The organism is Rhizobacter sp. (assembly GCF_031412075.1).
In the GTDB taxonomy this organism is placed as follows: Bacteria; Pseudomonadota; Gammaproteobacteria; order Burkholderiales; family Burkholderiaceae_C; genus Rhizobacter.
Genome location: NZ_JANOCG010000643.1, coordinates 1 through 19,589, shown reverse-complemented (window position 1 = coordinate 19,589; position 19,589 = coordinate 1). Strand labels below are relative to the sequence as shown.

17 protein-coding genes are annotated in these 19,589 nt (G+C 66.8%); 15 read left to right on the top strand and 2 right to left on the bottom strand.

Going from position 1 to position 19,589, the window contains the following annotated elements; translation table 11 throughout:
• Positions 1 to 49 precede the first annotated feature (49 nt).
• The 10 genes from queF to RMO40_RS23810 all read left to right on the top strand — a co-directional run bounded on the left by queF (position 50) and on the right by RMO40_RS23810 (position 11,299).
• Positions 50 to 529, top strand: coding sequence for a preQ(1) synthase (gene queF / locus RMO40_RS23855; protein ID WP_309726162.1), 480 nt, complete (start codon positions 50 to 52; stop codon positions 527 to 529).
• A gap of 220 nt (positions 530 to 749) precedes the next feature.
• Positions 750 to 1,982 (top strand): hypothetical protein, encoded by a 1,233-nt coding sequence (locus RMO40_RS23850; RefSeq protein ID WP_309726160.1) that lies wholly within the window; start codon positions 750 to 752, stop codon positions 1,980 to 1,982.
• Between the two features lie 34 nt (positions 1,983 to 2,016).
• The gene (locus tag RMO40_RS23845; protein WP_309726157.1) at positions 2,017 to 3,306 is read left to right on the top strand and encodes a hypothetical protein; all 1,290 of its coding nucleotides are present in this window, start codon (positions 2,017 to 2,019) and stop codon (positions 3,304 to 3,306) included.
• A gap of 37 nt (positions 3,307 to 3,343) precedes the next feature.
• The gene (locus tag RMO40_RS23840) at positions 3,344 to 5,434 is read left to right on the top strand and encodes a hypothetical protein (protein ID WP_309726155.1); all 2,091 of its coding nucleotides are present in this window, start codon (positions 3,344 to 3,346) and stop codon (positions 5,432 to 5,434) included.
• 12 nt (positions 5,435 to 5,446) lie between these two features.
• Entirely contained in the window at positions 5,447 to 6,526 is a 1,080-nt protein-coding gene (locus RMO40_RS23835) for an aminotransferase class I/II-fold pyridoxal phosphate-dependent enzyme (RefSeq protein ID WP_309726152.1), read from the top strand.
• Between the two features lie 32 nt (positions 6,527 to 6,558).
• Positions 6,559 to 7,254, top strand: a complete 696-nt coding sequence (locus RMO40_RS23830) for a hypothetical protein (RefSeq protein ID WP_309726150.1) — start codon at positions 6,559 to 6,561, stop codon at positions 7,252 to 7,254.
• Between the two features lie 21 nt (positions 7,255 to 7,275).
• Entirely contained in the window at positions 7,276 to 8,580 is a 1,305-nt protein-coding gene (locus tag RMO40_RS23825; protein WP_309726148.1) for a peptidoglycan-binding domain-containing protein, read from the top strand.
• Positions 8,581 to 8,611: 31 nt separating this feature from the next.
• Complete coding sequence (locus RMO40_RS23820; protein WP_309726146.1) at positions 8,612 to 9,373, top strand: peptidoglycan-binding domain-containing protein; 762 nt, start codon at positions 8,612 to 8,614, stop codon at positions 9,371 to 9,373.
• Between the two features lie 20 nt (positions 9,374 to 9,393).
• On the top strand, positions 9,394 to 10,503 hold the full coding sequence (locus tag RMO40_RS23815) for a trypsin-like peptidase domain-containing protein (RefSeq protein WP_309726144.1): 1,110 nt from the start codon (positions 9,394 to 9,396) through the stop codon (positions 10,501 to 10,503).
• A gap of 16 nt (positions 10,504 to 10,519) precedes the next feature.
• Positions 10,520 to 11,299 carry an amidohydrolase family protein gene (locus RMO40_RS23810; protein WP_309726143.1) on the top strand — a complete coding sequence of 260 codons (780 nt, stop codon included), beginning with the start codon at positions 10,520 to 10,522 and terminating at the stop codon, positions 11,297 to 11,299.
• Here RMO40_RS23810 and RMO40_RS23805 read toward each other — a convergent pair.
• Positions 11,247 to 12,608, bottom strand: coding sequence for a sigma 54-interacting transcriptional regulator (locus tag RMO40_RS23805; protein ID WP_309726140.1), 1,362 nt, complete (start codon positions 12,606 to 12,608; stop codon positions 11,247 to 11,249). The genes RMO40_RS23810 and RMO40_RS23805 overlap by 53 nt on opposite strands.
• A gap of 240 nt (positions 12,609 to 12,848) precedes the next feature.
• On the opposite strand from RMO40_RS23805, the gene dapC reads away from it, so the two are divergent.
• From dapC to prmB, 5 genes are read left to right on the top strand one after another with little or no spacing between them, the layout of a single operon-like run.
• On the top strand, positions 12,849 to 14,060 hold the full coding sequence (dapC, locus tag RMO40_RS23800; protein ID WP_309726138.1) for a succinyldiaminopimelate transaminase: 1,212 nt from the start codon (positions 12,849 to 12,851) through the stop codon (positions 14,058 to 14,060).
• Positions 14,061 to 14,067: 7 nt separating this feature from the next.
• Positions 14,068 to 14,892: a 2,3,4,5-tetrahydropyridine-2,6-dicarboxylate N-succinyltransferase gene (gene dapD, locus RMO40_RS23795; protein ID WP_309726136.1), complete on the top strand. Its 825-nt coding sequence runs from the start codon at positions 14,068 to 14,070 to the stop codon at positions 14,890 to 14,892.
• 43 nt (positions 14,893 to 14,935) lie between these two features.
• Entirely contained in the window at positions 14,936 to 16,168 is a 1,233-nt protein-coding gene (locus RMO40_RS23790) for a PilT/PilU family type 4a pilus ATPase (RefSeq protein WP_309726134.1), read from the top strand.
• Positions 16,168 to 17,313, top strand: coding sequence for a succinyl-diaminopimelate desuccinylase (gene dapE / locus RMO40_RS23785; protein ID WP_309726132.1), 1,146 nt, complete (start codon positions 16,168 to 16,170; stop codon positions 17,311 to 17,313). Before RMO40_RS23790 ends, dapE begins: the two co-directional genes overlap by 1 nt.
• Positions 17,314 to 17,321: 8 nt before the next feature.
• Positions 17,322 to 18,206: a 50S ribosomal protein L3 N(5)-glutamine methyltransferase gene (gene prmB, locus RMO40_RS23780; protein WP_309726130.1), complete on the top strand. Its 885-nt coding sequence runs from the start codon at positions 17,322 to 17,324 to the stop codon at positions 18,204 to 18,206.
• 151 nt (positions 18,207 to 18,357) lie between these two features.
• On the opposite strand, the gene RMO40_RS23775 is transcribed toward prmB, so the two are convergent.
• A partial coding sequence (locus RMO40_RS23775; protein ID WP_309726128.1) for a cystathionine gamma-synthase family protein occupies positions 18,358 to 19,589 on the bottom strand: 1,232 nt, incomplete at its 5' end.

The window sequence follows — 19,589 nt, the reverse complement described above, 5'->3', positions numbered from 1 at the left end:
CGCCAAATTCCCCTCAAAACCCTCTCGAAACCTGATCGCCATGGCCAAGATGTCTGCCAAAGTTGCCCCGCCCCAGCCCGCACTCAAGCAGCGCGAAAAGCCGGCCAAGCCGCCCACCGCTCCGAGCAAGCAGCTCGATGTGTTTCCCAACCCTTCGCCGAAGCGCGATTACGTGATCCAGTTCCAGGTACCCGAGTTCACCTGCAACTGCCCGCTGACCGGCCAGCCCGACTTTGCGCACTTCACCATCGACATGATTGCCGACAAGCTCTGCATCGAGTTGAAGAGCCTGAAGCTCTACTTCTGGAGCTACCGCAACGAAGGCTCGTTCCACGAGAAGGTGACCAACACCATCCTCGACGACATCGTCAAAGCCACCGACCCGCGCTTCGTTCGCATCACCGCCAAGTGGTACGTGCGTGGCGGCATCTACACCAACGTGGTGGCCGAACACCGTCAAAAAGGCTGGAAGCCGCAGCCAGTGATCGATCTGCCGTCGCACGACATGCAGACAGGCCTGCGCGTCTGAACCCCAGGCGCCGCCCAGCATACGGGCGGGCCGAACCCAAGGTGTTGGCGAAACCACTTTCGCCACGGCAGCGCCGCTTTCGCTGAAAACGAAAACACCTTCGCCCTGAAGGGCCCAAACCCCCGGAAAACAGCTGCTTTTCGGCTGGCACGCGCCATGCGATGCATGGTGCAAGCAGGCCGCTTTCGATGTTCAACCCGCCTGCTGCCAGGAGTGTTGGATGAATCGCAGCCTGCTCGACTACAGCCCCGAGATCGAGGCCTTCGCAAGCCCCGAAGCGGCTGTCGATCGCCATGCAAAGCACACGAGCGGCAGCGAGATGCAGCGCGCCGCCGAGCTGCTCGAACACGCCGAGGCCGGCGAGCTCGAAGGCTATCTGGTCGGGCTGATCGACCGCGCCGCGGGCTCTCGCGCACGGCCTGAAACGCGGGCACTGGCCAGCGTTCTGGCCCGCACCGCGCAGCGGCTGTTCCAGCACACCGACTCATCTTCCATGGCTTCGGCCGGCCGCATCTTCGACCTCGAGCTCGAAGGCCTCAGCGCCGAAGACCAGGCCTTTGAAGTGGCGCGCCGGTTCGTCCGCCTCGCCACCGCAGCCGCGCAGCGTGTGGCGCCCGCCGATGCGGCGCTGTCACCGCACGCGGTGGCCCGGCGCGCAGCCGCCTCGGCGGCGCGAACATACGCCCCGGGGCTGCTCATACCCGTCAACCCATCGCCCGCAACCCCTGACCCCCGACTCACCCACGAGCCGGTTTTTCTTTCGACACATCACAAGGAGCCTGTCATGCATGACATTGATCGCACCCAGTTGGAATACAGCGCCGAACAGCCTGGTTTCGAGACCGAACAGTTCGAGTTCGGCGAGTCCGAATGGTCCCCCGAAAGCGGCGCTGTGCTCAGCGAAGCCGACGAGTACGAACTTGCCTCCGAGCTGCTCGGTGTGGCCAGTGAAGAAGAGCTCGACCAGTTTCTCGGTAGCCTCATCAAGAAGGTGGCCAAGGGCGCGGGCAAGCTGATCCGCTCGCCGATCGGCCAGGCCGTCGGCGGCGTGCTCAAGGGCGTGGCTAAAAAAGCCTTGCCGCTGGCCGGCGGCGCACTCGGTGGATATGTCGGGGGGCCCTTGGGGGCCAAGATCGGCAGCGGCCTGGCCTCGGCCGCCGGCAGCGCGCTCGGCCTCGAAGGCGAAGCCCTGGCGCAGGAAGACCAAGAATTTGAAGGCGCCAAACAGTTCGTGCGCCTCGCGGCCGACACCGTCAGCAAGGCCGCTGCCGCATCGCCCTCGGCCGACCCGCGCGCCGTGGCGCAGTCCGCTGCGCTGAACGCGGCACGGCAGCTGGCTCCGGGCCTGCTGAAGAAGATGGGCGGCGCGCCAGGCGCACCGGGTGCCGCAGGCCGCGGCCAGAGCGGGCGCTGGGTACGCCAGGGCCAACGCATCGTGATCTACGGCGCCTGAGCACGGCCCACCAGACACCGGACCGGGAACCACCATGACACCCTTTGCCGCCTGGATGCTGGCGCAAGAGGCGCGGGCCTTGCTCACACGGCTTGGCCGCGTGCAGCCTTTCGCCTTGCTCGAGCCCATGGTGCCCGCGGCCAGCCTGCTGCCACGCGCCCAGGTGGCCATCGAGCGACACCTGGCGCTGGGGCGGCGTGATCTGGAGCATGCCGTGCGCGGCTTCCTCGCCTGGCTGCACGCCAACGGGCGCCAGGCGAGCGCAGCGCAGGCCCAGCGCCGCTTCTCTTACCTGCGCCTGCAGTTCAACGCGGCGTTGACGCAGTTCGACTTGTTCAGCGACGTGATCACCCAGCGCAGCGAGCACGAGTCGGGTGTGTGGCTGTCGGGGCTCGACGTGGTGGCGGCCGATGCGCTTGCCCTGCCCGAGCGCTACTACGACATGCCGCCGATCATTTGTTACCTCGACCGCGGCGCGGGCGCTGCCATCCGGCGCGCACGCACCCGCCTGCCCGGCGGTGGCGACAACCCGGTGGCGGTGATTCGTGTGCCGCGCGAGCGCATGGTGGGCAGCGGCATTGCCTCGTCTCTCGTGCACGAGGTGGGTCACCAGGCGGCCGCACTGCTCGACCTGGTGGCCTCCATGCGGCCGGTGCTGCGCGGCCTGCAAACCACCGCCGGCCCCGACCGCAGCGCGTGGCAACTGTGGGAGCGCTGGGTCTCGGAGATCGTGGCCGACTTCTGGGCCGTGGCACGGGTGGGCATCGCCTCCACGCTCGGGCTCATCGCGGTGGTGAGCCTGCCGCGGGCCTTTGTGTTTCGCATCGACATCGACGACCCGCACCCGTCGCCGTGGATTCGCGTGATGCTCAGCTGCGCCATCGGGCAGGCCTTGTTTCCGCACGGGCAGTGGGCGCGCTTCGAAGCGATGTGGGAGGCCTTCTACCCATCGAACGGCCTGGCGCCAGAGACGGCGCGGTTGTTCGAGCGGCTGCGCGCCACCATGCCGGCCTTTGTGTCCTTGCTCGTGCAACACCGGCCGCGCTCGCTGCGCGGGCGCACGCTGGCCGAGGTGCTGCACACGCGAGAGCGGCAGCCCGCGCAGCTGGGCCGGCTGTTTCGCCACTGGTCTACCCAACCGGCGGCGATGTACCGGGCCTCGCCTTCGCTGGTGTTTGCCGTCATCGGGCAGGCGCGCGCCGACGGCCGCGTGAGCCCCGAAGACGAGAGCCGACTGCTCGGTAAATTGCTCACCCACTGGGCGCTGGCCAGCACGCTGCAGGGGGCAACCCTCTGCGCGCAAGGCCACGCGTCTGCCGTCTGAATGAACCTCGATTGACCGTCCACCCAAGGAGATTGAAATGGCTACCAAGAATCCAGTAGTGAAGAGCACGCGCCCGGGGTCGATCACCGTCACGGTGGCCGACCTCGGTGGCAGCGGTGGTGTGCTGAGCGGCGCCCTCGTGAGCCTGTACCGCGCGCCCGATGGCACCGACTGCAACAAGTTCAATGCGAAGGCCTGGCTGCCCAATGAGGCGCTGTGGCTGAAGACGCAGCGCACCGATGCCGAGGGCCAGGTCACCTTCAGCCTGGTCGACCCCGGCATGCACGTGGTGGTGTACGAGCACTACCCCATCACCGAGCCGCAGTGCGTGGAGCTCGACGCCGGCTGCGCCGAGTCGGTGTGCTTCCACCTCCCGCTGGAGGTGGACGCCACCCCGCTCATCCAGAACCCCGACTGCCAAACCAGCCCCTGCCAGCAGCCTCGCGTGGGCGACCGGGCGCTCTTCGACATCAGCTTCAACCACTCGCAGGCCTTGCAGTCGCACGTGGGGCTGCTGCTGCCCGCCGGCGCAAGCCCGGTGCGCGGCCAGAAGTACGCCTTCTCGGTGCCGCTGCGCCGGGCCGGGCAGCACAAGCTCGACATGGCCTTGCAGTTCGCCACCGCACGCACGCCGCCCGGCACGAGCGGCCCGGTTGCGCCCGCCATCTACGCGCTCAACTCCAACCTCGACGTCGACGAGCGCGAGCCCACGCCGATTGCCGGCAACGTCAACGTGGCCCTGTCGCGCACGGAAACCGAGCCGACGTCTGACCTCAAGCTGTGGGGCGCCATCCGCGCCAGCACCGAGGCGCTGTCGTTCGACAACTACCTGCGCTTCATGGACGTGCTGTTTTGCAGCAGCGCCAACGGCAGCCCTTCGCCGGCAGAAAGTGCGGCGGTCGGGCGGCTGTTGCAACGGCGCTTCCTGCCGTTCACCGACACCGATGCCTACCGCGTGATGAAGGCGGCCACCGAAGCCTTCGTGACGGTGAACTGCGGCGTGTTCACCGGTGGCGCGCTCGACAGCGAAAACGGCGTGCTGGCCGACCTGGGCGACTACTTCGACCGGCGCGACCTGCCCAAGCCCGGGCGCTTCCCGTACCTCGAGATGGTCGACGGCGTGCGCATGCTGCCCTACCTGGCGATCATCCGGCGCAAGCTGCCTGACGTGTCGATCAACTCGCCGCTGCTCGCCTCGGCGGGCGAGGTCGAGCTGTGCGATGGCTTTGTGAAAGAGAAGCTCAGCAACCCCTGCCTGCTGGAGCTGATCTGGTCGTACTGGCACGAAGAAGGCATGCAGGTGCAGACCATGAACGCGATCACGCGGCGCTTTCAAAACATCCGCAGCAATGGCCCGGTCGACCCGCTGGCCAACATGGAGATCAACCCGCTGCGCCCGCTGAACAACCTGATGTGGGGTTACATCCAGGACGAGCAGCACCGCCTCACGGTGGCGCGGCGCAACGGCGAGTACCACCACCACTATGGCCTGCAGCTCGAAGGCCGTGCGGTGCAGGGCTTCCGCCCGGCCGACTCGCGCTCCAAGTTCATCGAGGCCTTCCACCAGCTGCTGCGCCTGTGCACCGAGTTCTACACACGCGATGACCAGACCACGGTGAAGGCCGACGCGTTCGGCGTGCTCAACGCGCTGAAAGAAGTGCACCTGATCTTGTCGCAAGGTGCGCACAGCCAATTCAGTGACATGCCGGGCACGGCGCGCGTGGAAATGCTCATGCAGCAGTGGCTGCTGTCGCGATCGGAGTTCCGCGAGTTCTTGCCCACCCGGGTGATGGTGGCCTACCCCGAGCCCTGGATGGACCGCGTGGATGCGATGAAAAAGATGCAGAACTGGACCGACACCAGCGTCATGCATTTCCACAACCTGGCGGTGTTCGGCGAGCAGATCCTGCTGTCGATCCGCTACGGCGCTTGGAGCGTGGTGTTCGAGCCCACGCAGGCCTTCAACTTTGCGCGCTTCTGGCGGCCGCAGATCCAGGGCTACATCCACGCTTACCGCGCCGCCACCGGTGTGGAGCTGGGTGCGCAGACGGTGGACACCGGCGTCGACTCGACCCTGCCTTCGGTGCTGCTGCAAAAGCGCCTGAGCACACAACAACGGAGCGTTTGAAGTGAAGACACCATGCTCGACTTTTCATCGTCGCTCTACCTCGGGTTGCGCCATGGGAGCCACTGCCTCGAACCCTGGGACGAGCTCACCCTGGGCCGACCTGCTGCCCTGCAGGAGCCAGCGGCGGCCCGCGCCGCGGCGGGCGAGCTGGCCGCGCTGGTCGGTTGCCCAGCGGGCACGCTGCTGCCGTCCACATTTCAGCTTTTCTGGGACGTGCTCGGTGTGCTGAGCACCGATCGAATCGAGATCCACATGGACGCCGCCACCTACCCGATCGCACGCTGGGGCGCCGAGTATTGGGCCGGCAAGGGCGTGCCGCTGCACACCTTCGCGCGACACGACGCGCAGCATCTGGCGCAGCGGCTCGCGCGCCGTCCGCCGGGCACGCGGCCGGTGGTGCTGTGCGATGGCGTGAGCCCCGGCAGCACCGGCCAGCCGCCGCTTGCGGCTTATGCGGCCCTGGCACAACAGCACGGGGGCTGGCTGTTGGTCGACGACACCCAGGCGCTCGGCGTCTGGGGCCACAGCGCGGGACCCACCGCGCCCTATGGGCTGGGCGGTGGCGGCTCGCTGCCACGCCACGGCATCCGTGGCCACCACATCGCAGTGGGCGCCTCGCTGGCCAAAGGCCTGGGCGTGCCCGTGGCGCTGCTGGCGGGCAGCAGCGCGCTGCTGCAGCGCTTCGAGCAGCACAGCGCGAGCCGCGAGCACATGAGCCCGCCGTCGATGGCCGTGATCCAGGCGGCCCGCCATGCGCTGGCCGTCAACCGCGAGCATGGCGACAGCCTGCGCGCGCACCTGTGGCGCGCCGTGCGCCGCTTGCGTGCACACCTGGCGGCGCTGAATCTATCCACCCAGGGAGGCGACTTCCCGGTGCAGACCCTGCATGCGCCACCCGACACCAACATCCCCCGCCTGCACGCCGAGCTGTTGCGCCGCGGTGTGCGCACCGTGCTTCACCGCGACCGCGGCGGCGGTGGGCGGCTGAGTTTCATCGTGTGCGCGAGCCATGGCCCGGCACACATCGACCGTGCCATGGCCGTGCTCGGCCAGGCCTTGCGCCACGCCCGCGGGGCGCTGGCACCCCATTGACCCGACTTCCCCCACACACCCAGGAGATGACCATGCACACCATGACCTGCCAATGCCCCGGCTGCAGCCGCGGCAATGCGTTCGAAGCCCTCGAGTTCGGATTTGAAGCGGAAGGCGAAAGCGAAGCCAGCTTCGGCCTGCGAGACAGCGAAAGCCCGTTCAGCGAAGCCGAAGAAAACGAGCTCGCGATGGAGCTGCTGTCGGTGTCGAGCGAAGAAGAGCTCGACCAGTTTCTCGGCAAGCTCTTTAAGGGCGCGTGGAAAGGCCTCAAGAAAGTGGGCTCGGTAGTCGGCAAGGTCGCCAAGCCGCTGGGCGGCGTGCTCAAGGGCCTGGCCAAGAAGGCGCTGCCTTTTGTGGGCGGGGCGCTGGGTTCGTTCATTCCCATCCCCGGCGTGGGCACGGCGCTCGGCTCGGCCCTGGGCAGCGCGGTGAGCTCGGCACTGGAGGCTGAGTTCTCCGGGTTCGAGGCCGAAGAGCAAGAGTTCGAGATGGCCAAACGTTTTGTGCGAATCGCCGGCACGGCAGCGCAGCAGGCGGCGCAAGCCGCGCAGTCGGGCGACCCACAAGCAGCGGTGCGCTCGGCCGTGTTGAGCGCGGCGAAGCGGCACCTGCCGCAGATGCGCCAAGGGATGCGCCAAGGGGGTGCGGGTGCAACGCGGGGCGGTTCCTCCGCGAACGGCGGCCGCTGGGTGCGCCGCGGCAACCAGATCGTCATCGTCGGCGCGTGAGCCGGGCGCTGGAGAAACACCATGAACAGCACGCAGTTCGACATCGCGCCCTTCTCGTTCAACGAAGCCAGTGACGAGTTGGCTTGGGAAGACGAACGTGGCCGCCCGCCTTCGCCTCGGCCCACCGCGCGCCCGGCAGCGGCGCGACCCCGCCCGCGGCCTCGCCCACCTCAACGCCCACCCCAGCGCCCTGCTCCCCGTCGACCGCGGCCGGTGGGCGCGTTTGACCTGAGCAACAACTCCAGCGCCCCCTGCGTGTGCCCTGCGCACGGCAGCGAATACGTGCGCTGGGTGCAGAGCGCACTCAACCGCATCGACAACGCCGGCCTCAGGGTCGACGGCATGATGAGCGCGGCCACCCGCAGCGCGTTGCGAGCCTTCCAGACGCGCAAGGACCTGCCGGCCGACGGCATTGCCGGCCCCGACACCGAGCAGGCCTTGCGCGACGGCCAGCAGCCGGCACCGGCCCCGGCGGCAGAACCCGCCGCCAACGAATTCACGTCGTATTCGGGCGAGTCGCATGAAGACGAGTTGTATGAAGGCGAGGCGTTCGAAGACGAGTACGGGGCCTTCGAGTCCGAGTCGCCCACCAGCATGCCCACGCTGCGCCAGGGCTCGCGTGGAAGCGCTGTCACCGACCTGCAGCGCAGGCTCACTGCGGCAGGCTTCAGCGCAGGCGCGGCCGACGGCATCTTCGGTTCGCTCACGGCCAATGCCGTGCGGGGGTTCCAGCGTGCGCGCGGCCTGGGTGCCGACGGCGTGGTGGGCCCGCAGACCTGGGGTGCCTTGCTCGGCACCACGCCGAGCGTGCCGGTCACAGCCACCGACCAGTGGGTGCTGCCCGCCGCCGTGCGGGCCGCGGGCGATGCGCAGTACGTCCGCTACGACTCGCCGCCTGCCTGGGCCGGCAACCCGGGCAACTGCACCGGGCGGTTCACCGCGGGTGCGGCCACCTTGCAGCAATACATCTTGTCCAACTTCCCGGGGGTGACGAGCATCGGCGGTTATTCGTGCCGCCCCAACACGGCCACCCCGTCCGAAACCTCGGTGCATGGCACCGGCCGCGCACTCGACATCATGATCTCCACCGTGGGCGGCAAGGCCAACGGCGCGGTGGGCGACCGCATCGCCAACTGGCTGGTGGAGAACGCCCAGGCCATCGGCGTGCAGTACCTCATCTGGAACCGCGTGCGCTGGTCGGGCGGTTATGCGGCCGGGCGCAAGGTGGCGCCCTACACCGGGCCCAACCCGCACATCGACCACATCCACGCCGAGATCAACAACGCCGCGGCCACACGCAGCACGCCGTGGTTTCAAGGCCGCTGAACGGGCGCCCTCACAGGCTCAGGAGAAGCACATGAACGGCACGCAGTTCGACATCGCGCCCTTTTCTTTCAACGAGACCAGTGACGAGCTGGCGTGGGAAGAACCGGGTGAGTTCTTCGAGTTCGAGACGCTGGAGTTCGAATCTGGCGCCAGCAGCATGCCCACCCTGCGCCTGGGTTCGCGCGGAAGCGCCGTCACCGACTTGCAGCGCCGCCTCACGGCCGCGGGCTTCAGCCCCGGAGCTGCCGATGGCATCTTCGGCGGCCAGACCGATTCGGCAGTGCGCTCGTTCCAGCGCGCCCGGGGCCTCGGCGCCGATGGCATCGTCGGCCCGATGACCTGGGGCGTGTTGCTCAACACCGCACCGGGGCCTGCTCCTGCCCCCCCTCCCGGTGGAAGCTGGGGCGGTGGGGCCGGTGCCATCCGCTACGGCAAAGGCTGGGGTGGCTCGGAGGGCGTGGCCGACGCCGCCAAGGCCATCGCCGCGTCAATGGGCATTCGCGTCACCAGCGAGAAGCGCAACTTGGCCGACACCAAACGCGTCGGCTCGTCCACCGCCTCGGACCACTACACCGGCAACACCCGCGCCTACGCCGTTGACCTGGGCGTGAGCGGCCCGCGCGGCGACGAGCTGGCCCGCGCCATCGCTACGAAATACGGCATCCCGTTGAGCGTGATCGGCGGCTACACGCGCACCACCATCCAGGTGGGTGATCGACGCTACTCGCTGCAACTGTTGTGGAAGGTGGATGGGCACTTCGATCATGTGCACCTGGGCATCCGCCTCGTGTGACCGGTGCAGGGAGACTCATCATGAGCGGATTCGAATTCGACATCGCCCCCTTCTCATTCGGCGAGCAGAACGAGGCGCAGGAATGGGAGCGCAAAGCCCCCACCGCAGCAGCCGACGTGTGGGTCGATCTCGAGCCGCCCGATCAGGTCTTCCCCGGCATCTTGCCGGGCACGCTGCGGCTGGATGAATCGCGCGTCGGCAAGAGCAGCTACGAGGCGGCCACGGCCTGCCACATCGGCTCCACCGTTCGGCAGCCGCTGGCGAAAATGCTTGATCGGCCAAATCGCTGGGTCTGCAAGCTGCAAGTCGTCACGCGCGACCCGGTCGACGGTGCACTTCAGGTCAATTTCGGCAGCGGCCTGCTGATTGGTGATCGGCATGTGCTGACGGCGGCGCACGTGTTGGTGGACTCACGCTTCGACGGCCAGGGCAAGTTTTTGCGCACGCTCGACGCCACGTCGGTGGTCGTCATCCCGGGCCTGAACGGGCGCGGCCGCAAGGCCGGCGGCAAGGCCACCGACACCATGCCCTTCGGTTGGACCCACGGCACGGCGTTTCGCACCGCACGCGTGTTCCGCATCGCGTCGCATGCCAGCGGCAGCCAGCCGAAGGACTTCGACTACGCCGTGATCCGCCTGGCCGAGCCGATGGGCTCGCACAAGTTCACCGCGCTCGGCGGCGCGGCGCTCGGCCACTGGGGTGATGCTGCGCATGGGGGGCTCACACGAATCAACCCCAAGGCGCCGGGCAGCCTGAAGGGCGTGAAGGTCAACGCGATCGGCTACCCGTCGGACAAATGCCGCGACCAACCCGCGGGGCGCGTGATCACCCGCGCTGAATACGATGCCTGCCCCGCCGCCGACCTTGGCTCGGTGCCGTGGTACGGCTTCGACAAGATCACCTCGTCGGGCGCGGCAAGCGCCAGCTTTGCGACGATGGAGCTGGCCAGCGACGTGGCGCCCGGCATGAGCGGTGGGCCCGTCTGGCTGCGCTGGAACGACGCACGCAACCTGATCGGCATCTTGCACGGCTGCGACGCCACAAAATCCAAAGACAACCCGTTCGTTGGCACGCTGGCGACCCTGATCACGGCGTCGGCCAAGCGCGAGATCGATTCGTGGCTGGTTTGACATCCGAAGGCCCACGGTGATCATCGACTGCCACTGCCACGCGGGCCTGGGCGACGGCCTCACCGGCCCCTGGGACACCGCCGCGCCGCTCGGCCCCTACCTGCGCCGCTGCGCCCAGGCGGGCATACGGCGCAGCGTGGTCTTTGCGGCTTTTCACACCGACTATGCGCTGGCCAACCGCGAGGTGGCGCGGCTGGTGGCAGCCCGGCCCGAGCGCCTGTACGGGTTCGCGTTCGTTCACGCGGCACGCGACCGAGGCCGCATTCGCGAGATGGTGCGCGAGGCAGTGGAGGAGCTCGGCTTCGTGGGCATCAAGGTGCATCGGCACGACGCCCGCATCACGCGCGAGGTCTGCGACGCGGCGCGCGAGTTCGGCGTGCCCCTCCTGTACGACATCGCCGGTGAAAGCTCGGTGCTCGAACTGCTGGCCGGGCAGTACCCCGAGGTCAACTTCATCATCCCTCACCTGGGCAGTTTTGCCGACGACTGGGCCGCGCAGCTGGCAGTGATCGACCACCTGGTGCGCCACCCCAACATGCATGCCGACAGCTCCGGCGTGCGCCGTTTCGACCTGCTCCAACAAGCCGTGCAGCGCGCCGGCGCGCACAAGCTGCTGTTCGGCTCCGACGGCCCCTGGCTGCACCCGGCGGTGGAGCTGGCCAAGCTGCGCCTGCTCGGCCTGCCGCCACGTGACGAAGCCCTGGTGCTGGGAGGCAACTTTTTGCGGCTGATCGGCCAGGCCGTCAATGTGCAGCACGCCGGTTGGCGCGCCGGATCTGAAGCGCCCGGTCGGTGACGCCCAGCCGCAGCGCCGCGCGTTGCAGGTTGCCGCCTTCTTGTTCGAGCACCAGCTGGGTGGCCAGGTCGGCGGCGATTTGGCCGATCTCCTTGAGCCCGATGCCCAGCTCCACGGCATGGCGAATCGCGCCTTCAAAGCCGAGGTCGGGCCAGCAAGGCCGCAGCGCTGCGCTGCTGGGGCGCTCACGCTCGGGCACGTCGCCCACGGTGATGGGGCCGCTGCCGCTGTGGCGCTGCCACAGGCGCGCCACCACCTGGCGCAGCTCGCGGGCGTTGCCGGGGTAGTCGCGCATGAGCAGGTATTCGCGCACGGCAGGGTCGAGCTCCACAGTGGCGGCGCACGGGTCCATCTGCGCCAGGAAAAAACGCACCAGCGGCAAGATGTCGTCTTTGCGCTCGCGCAGCGGCGGCGGGGTGCAGCGCCAGCCGCCGATGCGGTAGTACAGGTCGGCGCGAAAGCTGCCATTGGCAACGGCGGCCTCCAGGTCGCGGTGGGTCGCGCACACCAGGCGGAACTCGCTGCGCTGCCAGGTGTTGCTGCCCAGTGGCTTGTACTGCCGCTCCTGGATCACGCGCAGAAGCTGCGCTTGCAGGGGCAAGCTCAGCTCACCCACTTCGTCCAGGAACAGGGTGCCGCGGTGGGCCCGCGCGAAGGCCCCGTCGCGTGCGGCCGAGGCGCCGGTGAAAGACCCTCGCTCGTGGCCAAAAAACTCGCTGCCCGACAGCTCGGTCGACACGGTCGTGCAATCGAGCACCACGAACTCGCCCAGCTCGGGCCGGTCATCCAATTGATGGATGAGCCGGGCGAGCTGCTCCTTGCCAGTGCCCGTCTCGCCCGTGATGAGCACCGAGGCCTGCGTGAAGCGCGCCGCCTCGACCAGGCCGCCCAACATCGTGCGCCAAGCCGTGCTCTGCCCCGCCACGGCGCTGCGCACGAGCGCAGAGTCAACCAGCTCGCCAACGGCATGCCAGCGCTCCAGCCGGCAGGCGATGTCATGGGCATCGTCGGGCACCGTGGGCCACAGCAGCAGATCGCGCGCCCCGGCATCGAGCACGCTCCACATCGCTTGCGGCTCGATCCGGCCTGGACCCACGGCCACGGCGAGCACGGTGGAGGCGCGGGTCAGCTCGCGCAGCTCCTCATCCAACCCACGCGTGGCCGGGTCGAACACCACAATGCCCAACCCTTCGGGCCTGGCCGCTGGCGCATGGGTCTCCACGCCGGCCCGCTCGATCAGGCCCGTCAGTTGCGCGCATGCCGAAGCAGGCACGGGGCCGATGAAGCGCAACCAAGCGGAGATCGCCATGCACCCGCCCTTGGCTCACAACGCGTGGCGTTGGCGGTCACCCACGCGGTGTGCGCGGCTCGCGTTCATGAACGGCAGCTTTGTCACGTCGACCCACCCTGCTGAAGAGCGAGAAGCATAGGTGGCACCGGCCGGCGCATGCACCCCTAGAAGGGCCGCTTCCCCCTAGGACGTACGGCCTCGCATCGGGCCTTCGAAGCGCGCACGCGGCTGCCTGCAAGCTCCATCGATAATCACCCGATGAACCCGCTGCTGGCCAAGCTCCACCCCTACCCTTTCGAGCGGCTGCGCGCCCTCACCCAAGACATCACGCCGAACCCGGCCTTCAAGCCCATCAGCCTCGGCATTGGCGAGCCCAAGCACGCTACGCCGGATCTGGTGCTCAAAGCCATCGTCGATGGCTTCGGCGGCTTGGCCGGTTACCCCGCCACCGCGGGTGAGCCGGCTTTGCGACAAGCCTGCGCGGCGTGGCTGAAGCGCCGCTACGACGTGACAGTGGACCCGCTCACCCAGGTGCTCTCGGTCAACGGCTCGCGTGAGGCGCTGTTTGCGTTGGCGCAGACAGTGGTCGACCCGACCCGACCCGGCGCCACCATCGTCTGCCCGAACCCGTTTTATCAAATCTACGAAGGTGCGGCGCTGCTCGCCGGGGCCGAGCCGTACTACGCCAACAGCGACCCGGCGCGCAACTTCGCGGTCGATTGGGCTTCGGTGCCCGATGCGGTGTGGGCCCGCACGCAGATGGTCTACGTCTGCTCCCCCGGCAACCCCACCGGTGCCGTGATGCCGCTCGACGAGTGGAAGCTGCTGTTCGAGCTGAGCGACCGCCATGGTTTTGTGATCGCCTCCGACGAGTGTTACTCCGAGATCTATTTTCGCGATGAGCCACCGCTGGGCTCGCTGCAAGCAGCCACGATGCTGGGGCGCAATTTCAAGAACCTGATCGCGCTGACCAGCCTGTCGAAACGCTCCAACGTGCCCGGCATGCGATCGGGCTTCGTGGCGGGTGATGCGGCGTTGATGAAGCAGTTTTTGCTGTACCGTACCTACCACGGCAGCGCGATGAGCGGCACCTACCAACACGCGAGCATCGCGGCCTGGAACGACGAAGCCCATGTGGTGGCCAACCGCGACAAGTACCGCCGCAAGTTCGCCGAGGTCACGCCGGTGCTGGCCCAGGCGCTCGACGTGAAGCTGCCTGATGCGAGTTTTTACCTCTGGGCTGGGGTTCCCCAACACGTAGCCGGAGGTAACGACATCGCCTTCGCGCAGCAACTGCTGGCTCAATACAATGTGACGGTGCTGCCGGGCAGCCTGCTGGCCCGCGACGCCCACGGCATCAACCCCGGTGCGGGGCGCATCCGACTGGCCCTGGTGGCCGAAGTCGATGAGTGCCTGGAAGCCGCCCACCGCATCGTCTCTTTTGTCACCCGTTTCGTTCAATCACGGTAACTCTCTCATGACCCAACAGCTGCAAACCCTCATCGACACCGCGTGGGAAGACCGTGCGAGCCTTTCCCCGCAAAACGCCAGCCAGGAAATCCGCGACGCCGTCGAACACGTCATCAACGACCTCAACAAAGGCCGTATCCGTGTCGCCGAGCGCCAAGGTGTGGGCCAGTGGACGGTCAACCAGTGGATGAAAAAGGCCGTGCTGCTGTCGTTCCGCCTGAACGACAACACGCTGATGCACGCCGGCGAGCTGGCCTTTTTCGACAAGGTCAAAACCAAGTTCTCCCACCTCGACGAATCGCAGGTGCGCGAAGCCGGCGTGCGCATCGTGCCGCCGGCCGTGGCCCGCCACGGCGCCTACATCGCCAAAGGCGCGGTGCTGATGCCGAGCTACGTGAACATCGGCGCCTATGTCGACGAAGGCACCATGGTCGACACCTGGTCCACCGTCGGCTCCTGCGCGCAGATTGGCAAAAACGTGCACCTCTCAGGCGGCGTGGGCATTGGCGGCGTGCTGGAGCCGCTGCAGGCCAACCCCACCATCATCGAAGACAACTGCTTCATCGGCGCACGCTCCGAAGTCGTCGAGGGCGTGATCGTCGAAGAGAACTCGGTCATCAGCATGGGCGTGTTCATCAGCCAAAGCACCAAGATCTACAACCGCATGACCGGCGAGATCACCTACGGCCGCGTGCCAGCAGGCTCGGTGGTGGTGAGCGGCTCGATGCCGGCCATTGACGGCAGCCACAGCCTGTACTGCGCTGTCATCGTCAAGCGCGTCACGGCCGAAACGCGTGCCAAGACCAGCATCAACGAACTGCTGCGCGCCTGAGCACCCGCCCTCTTGCCTGACTGATCTCGATCAAAGGACATCCATGACTACCACGACGACTGGCGCCACAAGCAGCAACACGGCAAGCAGCGGCGGCAACATGGAGCGCGTGCTGCGGCTGATGGCCGAGAAGAGCGCCTCCGACGTCTACCTGTCGGCGGCCACACCGATTCTGATCAAGATCAACGGGCAGATTCTTCAGCTCTCCGACCAGCCGCTGAGCGCGGCGCAGCCGCGCCAGCTGTTGGCCGAGCTGCTCACACCGAGCCAGCTCGAAGACCTTGAAGACACTGGCGAGCTCAACGTGGGCATCGGCATCTCCGGCGTGGGCAGCTTCCGCCTGAGCGCCTTCCGCCAGCGTGGCTCGATCGCGGCGGTGTTCCGCTGCATTCCGCATGACATCCCCCAATTGGGCACCCTGGGCCTGCCGCCCATCCTGAACACCCTGGTGCTGGAAAAGCGCGGACTGATTCTCTTGGTGGGCGCCACCGGCACGGGCAAGAGCACCACGCTCGCCTCGATGCTCGAGCAGCGCAACCAGCAGATGGCCGGCCACATTCTGACGATCGAAGACCCGATCGAGTTCATGTTCCACAACAAGCGCTCGATGGTGAACCAGCGCGAGGTGGGGCGCGACACGCAGTCGCTGCAGATCGCGCTGAAAAACGCGCTGCGCCAGGCGCCCGATTGCATCTACATCGGTGAGATCCGCGACCGCGAAACCATGACGATGGCGATCTCGTACTCGCTGTCGGGCCACCTGGTCGTGTCGACCCTGCACGCCAACAACAGCTACCACGCGCTCGGCCGCATCTTGTCGTTCTACGCGCCAGAGTCACGGCCGGCCTTGCTGGCCGACCTCTCGGCGGGCCTGCGCGCCATCGTGTCGCAGCGCCTGGTGCGTGCGTCGACCGGCGGGCGCCGCCCGGCGGTGGAGGTGATGCTCAACACCAAGCTGGTGTCGGAGCTGATCGAACAAGGTGACTTCAACGGCGTGAAAGAAGCGATGGAAAAGTCGCTGGCCGAAGGCTCACAAACCTTCGAGGCCGACCTCGCCAAGCTGATCACCGAAGGGGTGATCACACGCGACGAAGGCCTGGCCTATGCCGATTCGCCGACCAACCTGATGTGGCGCCTGGCCAATGACATGGAGCCCGTGTCGCGCCTGCAGCCCAAGAAGGAAGAAAGCGACGACCAGCCGACCTTCACCGAGATCCAACTTGACGTGCCGGGCGACGAAGGTCGTGCGAGCGGGTTCCGCTCCACTCGTTTCTGATGTCAGCCGCGCTGCAACTCACTGAAACACTGATCGGGCGCCGTTCACCCACGCCCGACGATGGGGGCTGCCAGGAGCTGTTGACAGAGCGTTTGCGCCCGCTGGGGTTCGAGTGCGAGACGCTGAGCTTCGGGCCGGACAACTTTCGCGTGACCAACCTGTGGGCCGTGCGTCGCGGTCGCTCTGGCAGCAAGCTCTTGATGTTCGCCGGCCACACCGACGTGGTACCGACCGGCCCACTGAACCAGTGGCGCAGCGACCCTTTTGTTCCCACGCACCGCGATGGCAAGTTGTATGGCCGGGGTGCGGCCGACATGAAGACCTCGATCGCAGCGATGACCGTGGCCATCGAAGAGTTCATCGCCCAGCACGGCAATCACTGCGGCGGCATCGCGCTCTTGATCACCAGCGACGAAGAAGGCCCCTCGGTCGACGGCACGGTGAAAGTCTGCGAGGTGCTGCAACAACGCGGTGAACGCATCGACTACTGCATCGTCGGCGAGCCGACCTCGGTCAACCAACTCGGCGACATGATCAAGAACGGCCGCCGCGGCTCGCTCTCGGGCAAGCTCACTGTCAAGGGCGTGCAAGGCCACATCGCCTACCCGCAGTTGGCCAAGAACCCGATCCACCTGGTGGCTTCCGCGCTGGCCGAGCTGGTGCGCATCGAGTGGGACGCTGGCAACGCCCACTTCCCGCCGACGAGCTGGCAGATGTCGAACATCCACGCCGGCACGGGCGCGGGCAACGTGATCCCGGGCGAGCTGGTGGTCGACTTCAACTTCCGTTTTTCAACCGAGTCCACACCCGAGTTGCTGAAGTCGCGCGTGCACGCAGAGCTCGACCGCCATGCGCTGAGCTATGAACTCGCCTGGACGCTGAGCGGGGAGCCCTTCCTCACGCCCCAGGGCGCACTGGTCGAGGCACTGTCAGCTGCGATCCGCAGCGAAACCGGCGTGGCCACCGAGTTGTCGACGACCGGTGGCACGTCGGATGGGCGTTTCATCTCGAAGATCTGCCAACAGGTGGTGGAGTTCGGCCCGCTCAACGAAACCATCCACAAGATCGACGAACACGTGCGCGTGGCCGACATCGAGCCCTTGAAAAACATCTACCGCAAAACACTGGAAGGGCTTCTCTTATGACCGAGTCTATGAAGCTCATCGACTGCATCACCGCGCAAGCCGCCCGCCTCAAACAGGCGGGCGTTTCGTTTGGGCATGGCACGACCAACGCGTTCGACGAAGCCGCTTGGTTGACCCTCTGGTCGCTGGGCATGCCACTCGACGAACTGGAGCCGCATGCCCAACGCGAACTCACGGCCGACGAGCTCGCCAAGATCGAGGGCGTGGTCAGCGAGCGCATCGAAACCCGCCGCCCCGCCGCCTACATCACCAAAGAAGCTTGGCTGCAGAACGTGCCCTTCTACATCGACGAGCGCAGCATCGTGCCGCGCTCCTTCATCGCCGAGTTGCTGGCCGATGGCGAAGGCGAAGGCACGCTCGACACCTGGTTGTCGGACGAAACATCGCGCGTGCTCGACCTGTGCACCGGCAACGGCAGCCTGGCCGTGATCGCCGCGATGGCCTACCCCGAGGTGGTGGTCGACGCGGCCGACATCTCCGACGACGCGCTGGCCGTGGCACGCATCAACGTCGACAAGCACAAGCTGGCCAAGCGCATCACGATCGTCAAGTCGGACCTGCTCAACGACGTGAAAGGCCCCTACGACCTGATCGTCTGCAACCCGCCCTACGTCAATGCGCAGAGCATGGCCGAGCTGCCGAAGGAGTACCAGTACGAGCCGTCGTTGGCCTTGGCCGGTGGCGATGACGGGATGAACCTGGTGCGCCGAATCCTGAAAGACGCGCCCTCGCGGCTCAGCCCCATCGGCGTGCTGGTGCTGGAGATCGGCAACGAACGCGCGCATTTCGAGCATGCCTTTCGCAAGCTCGAAGTGGTGTGGCTGGACACGAGCGCTGGTGACGACCAAGTGCTGCTGGTCACGCGCGATTCGCTTGTGCGCTGGGCGCGCTAGGCCGCATCGGGAGCCGGCGAAGGTCTCTTTACCGCCAAGACGCCAAGAACGCAAAGACCGCAAAGGAATTCACAGGGCTTCTTTGCGACCTTTGCGTTCTTGGCGTCTTGGCGGTGAAAAGACCATCGCGAATTGCCGAATCTCTTCGCAGCTACACCTTCCCAAGTGCCTGCGCGAAATCAGCCTGCAAGTCGTCGTAGTCCTCGATCCCGATCGACAACCTCACCAGCGATTCCGAAATACCCATGCGCTGGCGTTTCTCCAGCCCCATCTCCCAGAAGATGGTCTGCGCGACGGGAATGGCCAGCGTGCGGTTGTCGCCCAGGTGGCTCGATTTGATGACGATCTTGAGCGCGTCGAGCAAGGCCACGGTGTCGTGCCCCGGCTTCAGCTCGAAGCTCATCAAGGCCCCGTAAGCGCGGAACCAGCGCTTGGCCTTCTCGTGCTGGGCGTGGCTCTCCAAACCCGGGTAGTGCACCGCCAGCACGGCTGGCTGGGCAGCGAGCCAGGTGGCCAGGCGCAGGGAGTTGTCGCAGGCGCGGTCCAGGCGCAGCGCCAGCGTTTCGGCGCCGGTGGCAATGCGGTGCGCCGCTTCGGCACCCAGCGTCGCGCCGAAGTCGCGCAGGCCCTTCTTGCGGATCTGCAGCAGGCCCCAGGTCTTGGGCGCACCTTTTTTGTAGGAATCGGAAATGTTGGGGTAGCGCGTCCAGTCGAACAGCCCGGTGTCGGTGATGGCACCACCCAGCACATTGCCGTGGCCGCTGATCGATTTGCTGAGCGAATTCATCACCAGCCCGGCGCCCACTTTGGACGGGCGGAACAGATGCGGTGTGGTCATGGTGTTGTCGACGACGTACAGAAGCCCACGTTCTGCACACAGTTTGCCGATGCTTTCGAGGTCGGCAATCTGGGTTCGCGGGTTGGCAACCGTTTCTACGAAGACAATACGGGTTTTGCCGTTGATGGCCTGGGCCACTTGCGAGGCATCGGTGGCATCGACCAGCGACACCGTGCAACCCAGGTTGTCGATGGTCTGCAAGAGGCTGGCGGTGTTGCCGAACAGGAACTGGCTGGCCACGATGTGGTCGCCCTGTTTCAGCAGGGCAAACAGCAGCGAGCCAATGGCCCCCATGCCTGTGGCAAAGCTCACGCTGCCCACACCGCCTTCGAGCAGCGTGATCTTGTTTTCCATCGCCTGCGTGGTGGGGTTGCCCTGGCGGGCGTACACATGGCCGCTGCGTTCGCCCTGGAACACAGACACCAACTCGGTGGCCGTGTCGTAGCCGAAGGCGGCCGACAGGTGCAGCGGCTTGTGGGTGGCACCGTGCTCCACACCGCCCAGGCGGTCGGCGTGCAAGATTTGAGTGGTCAGACCTAGCGTCA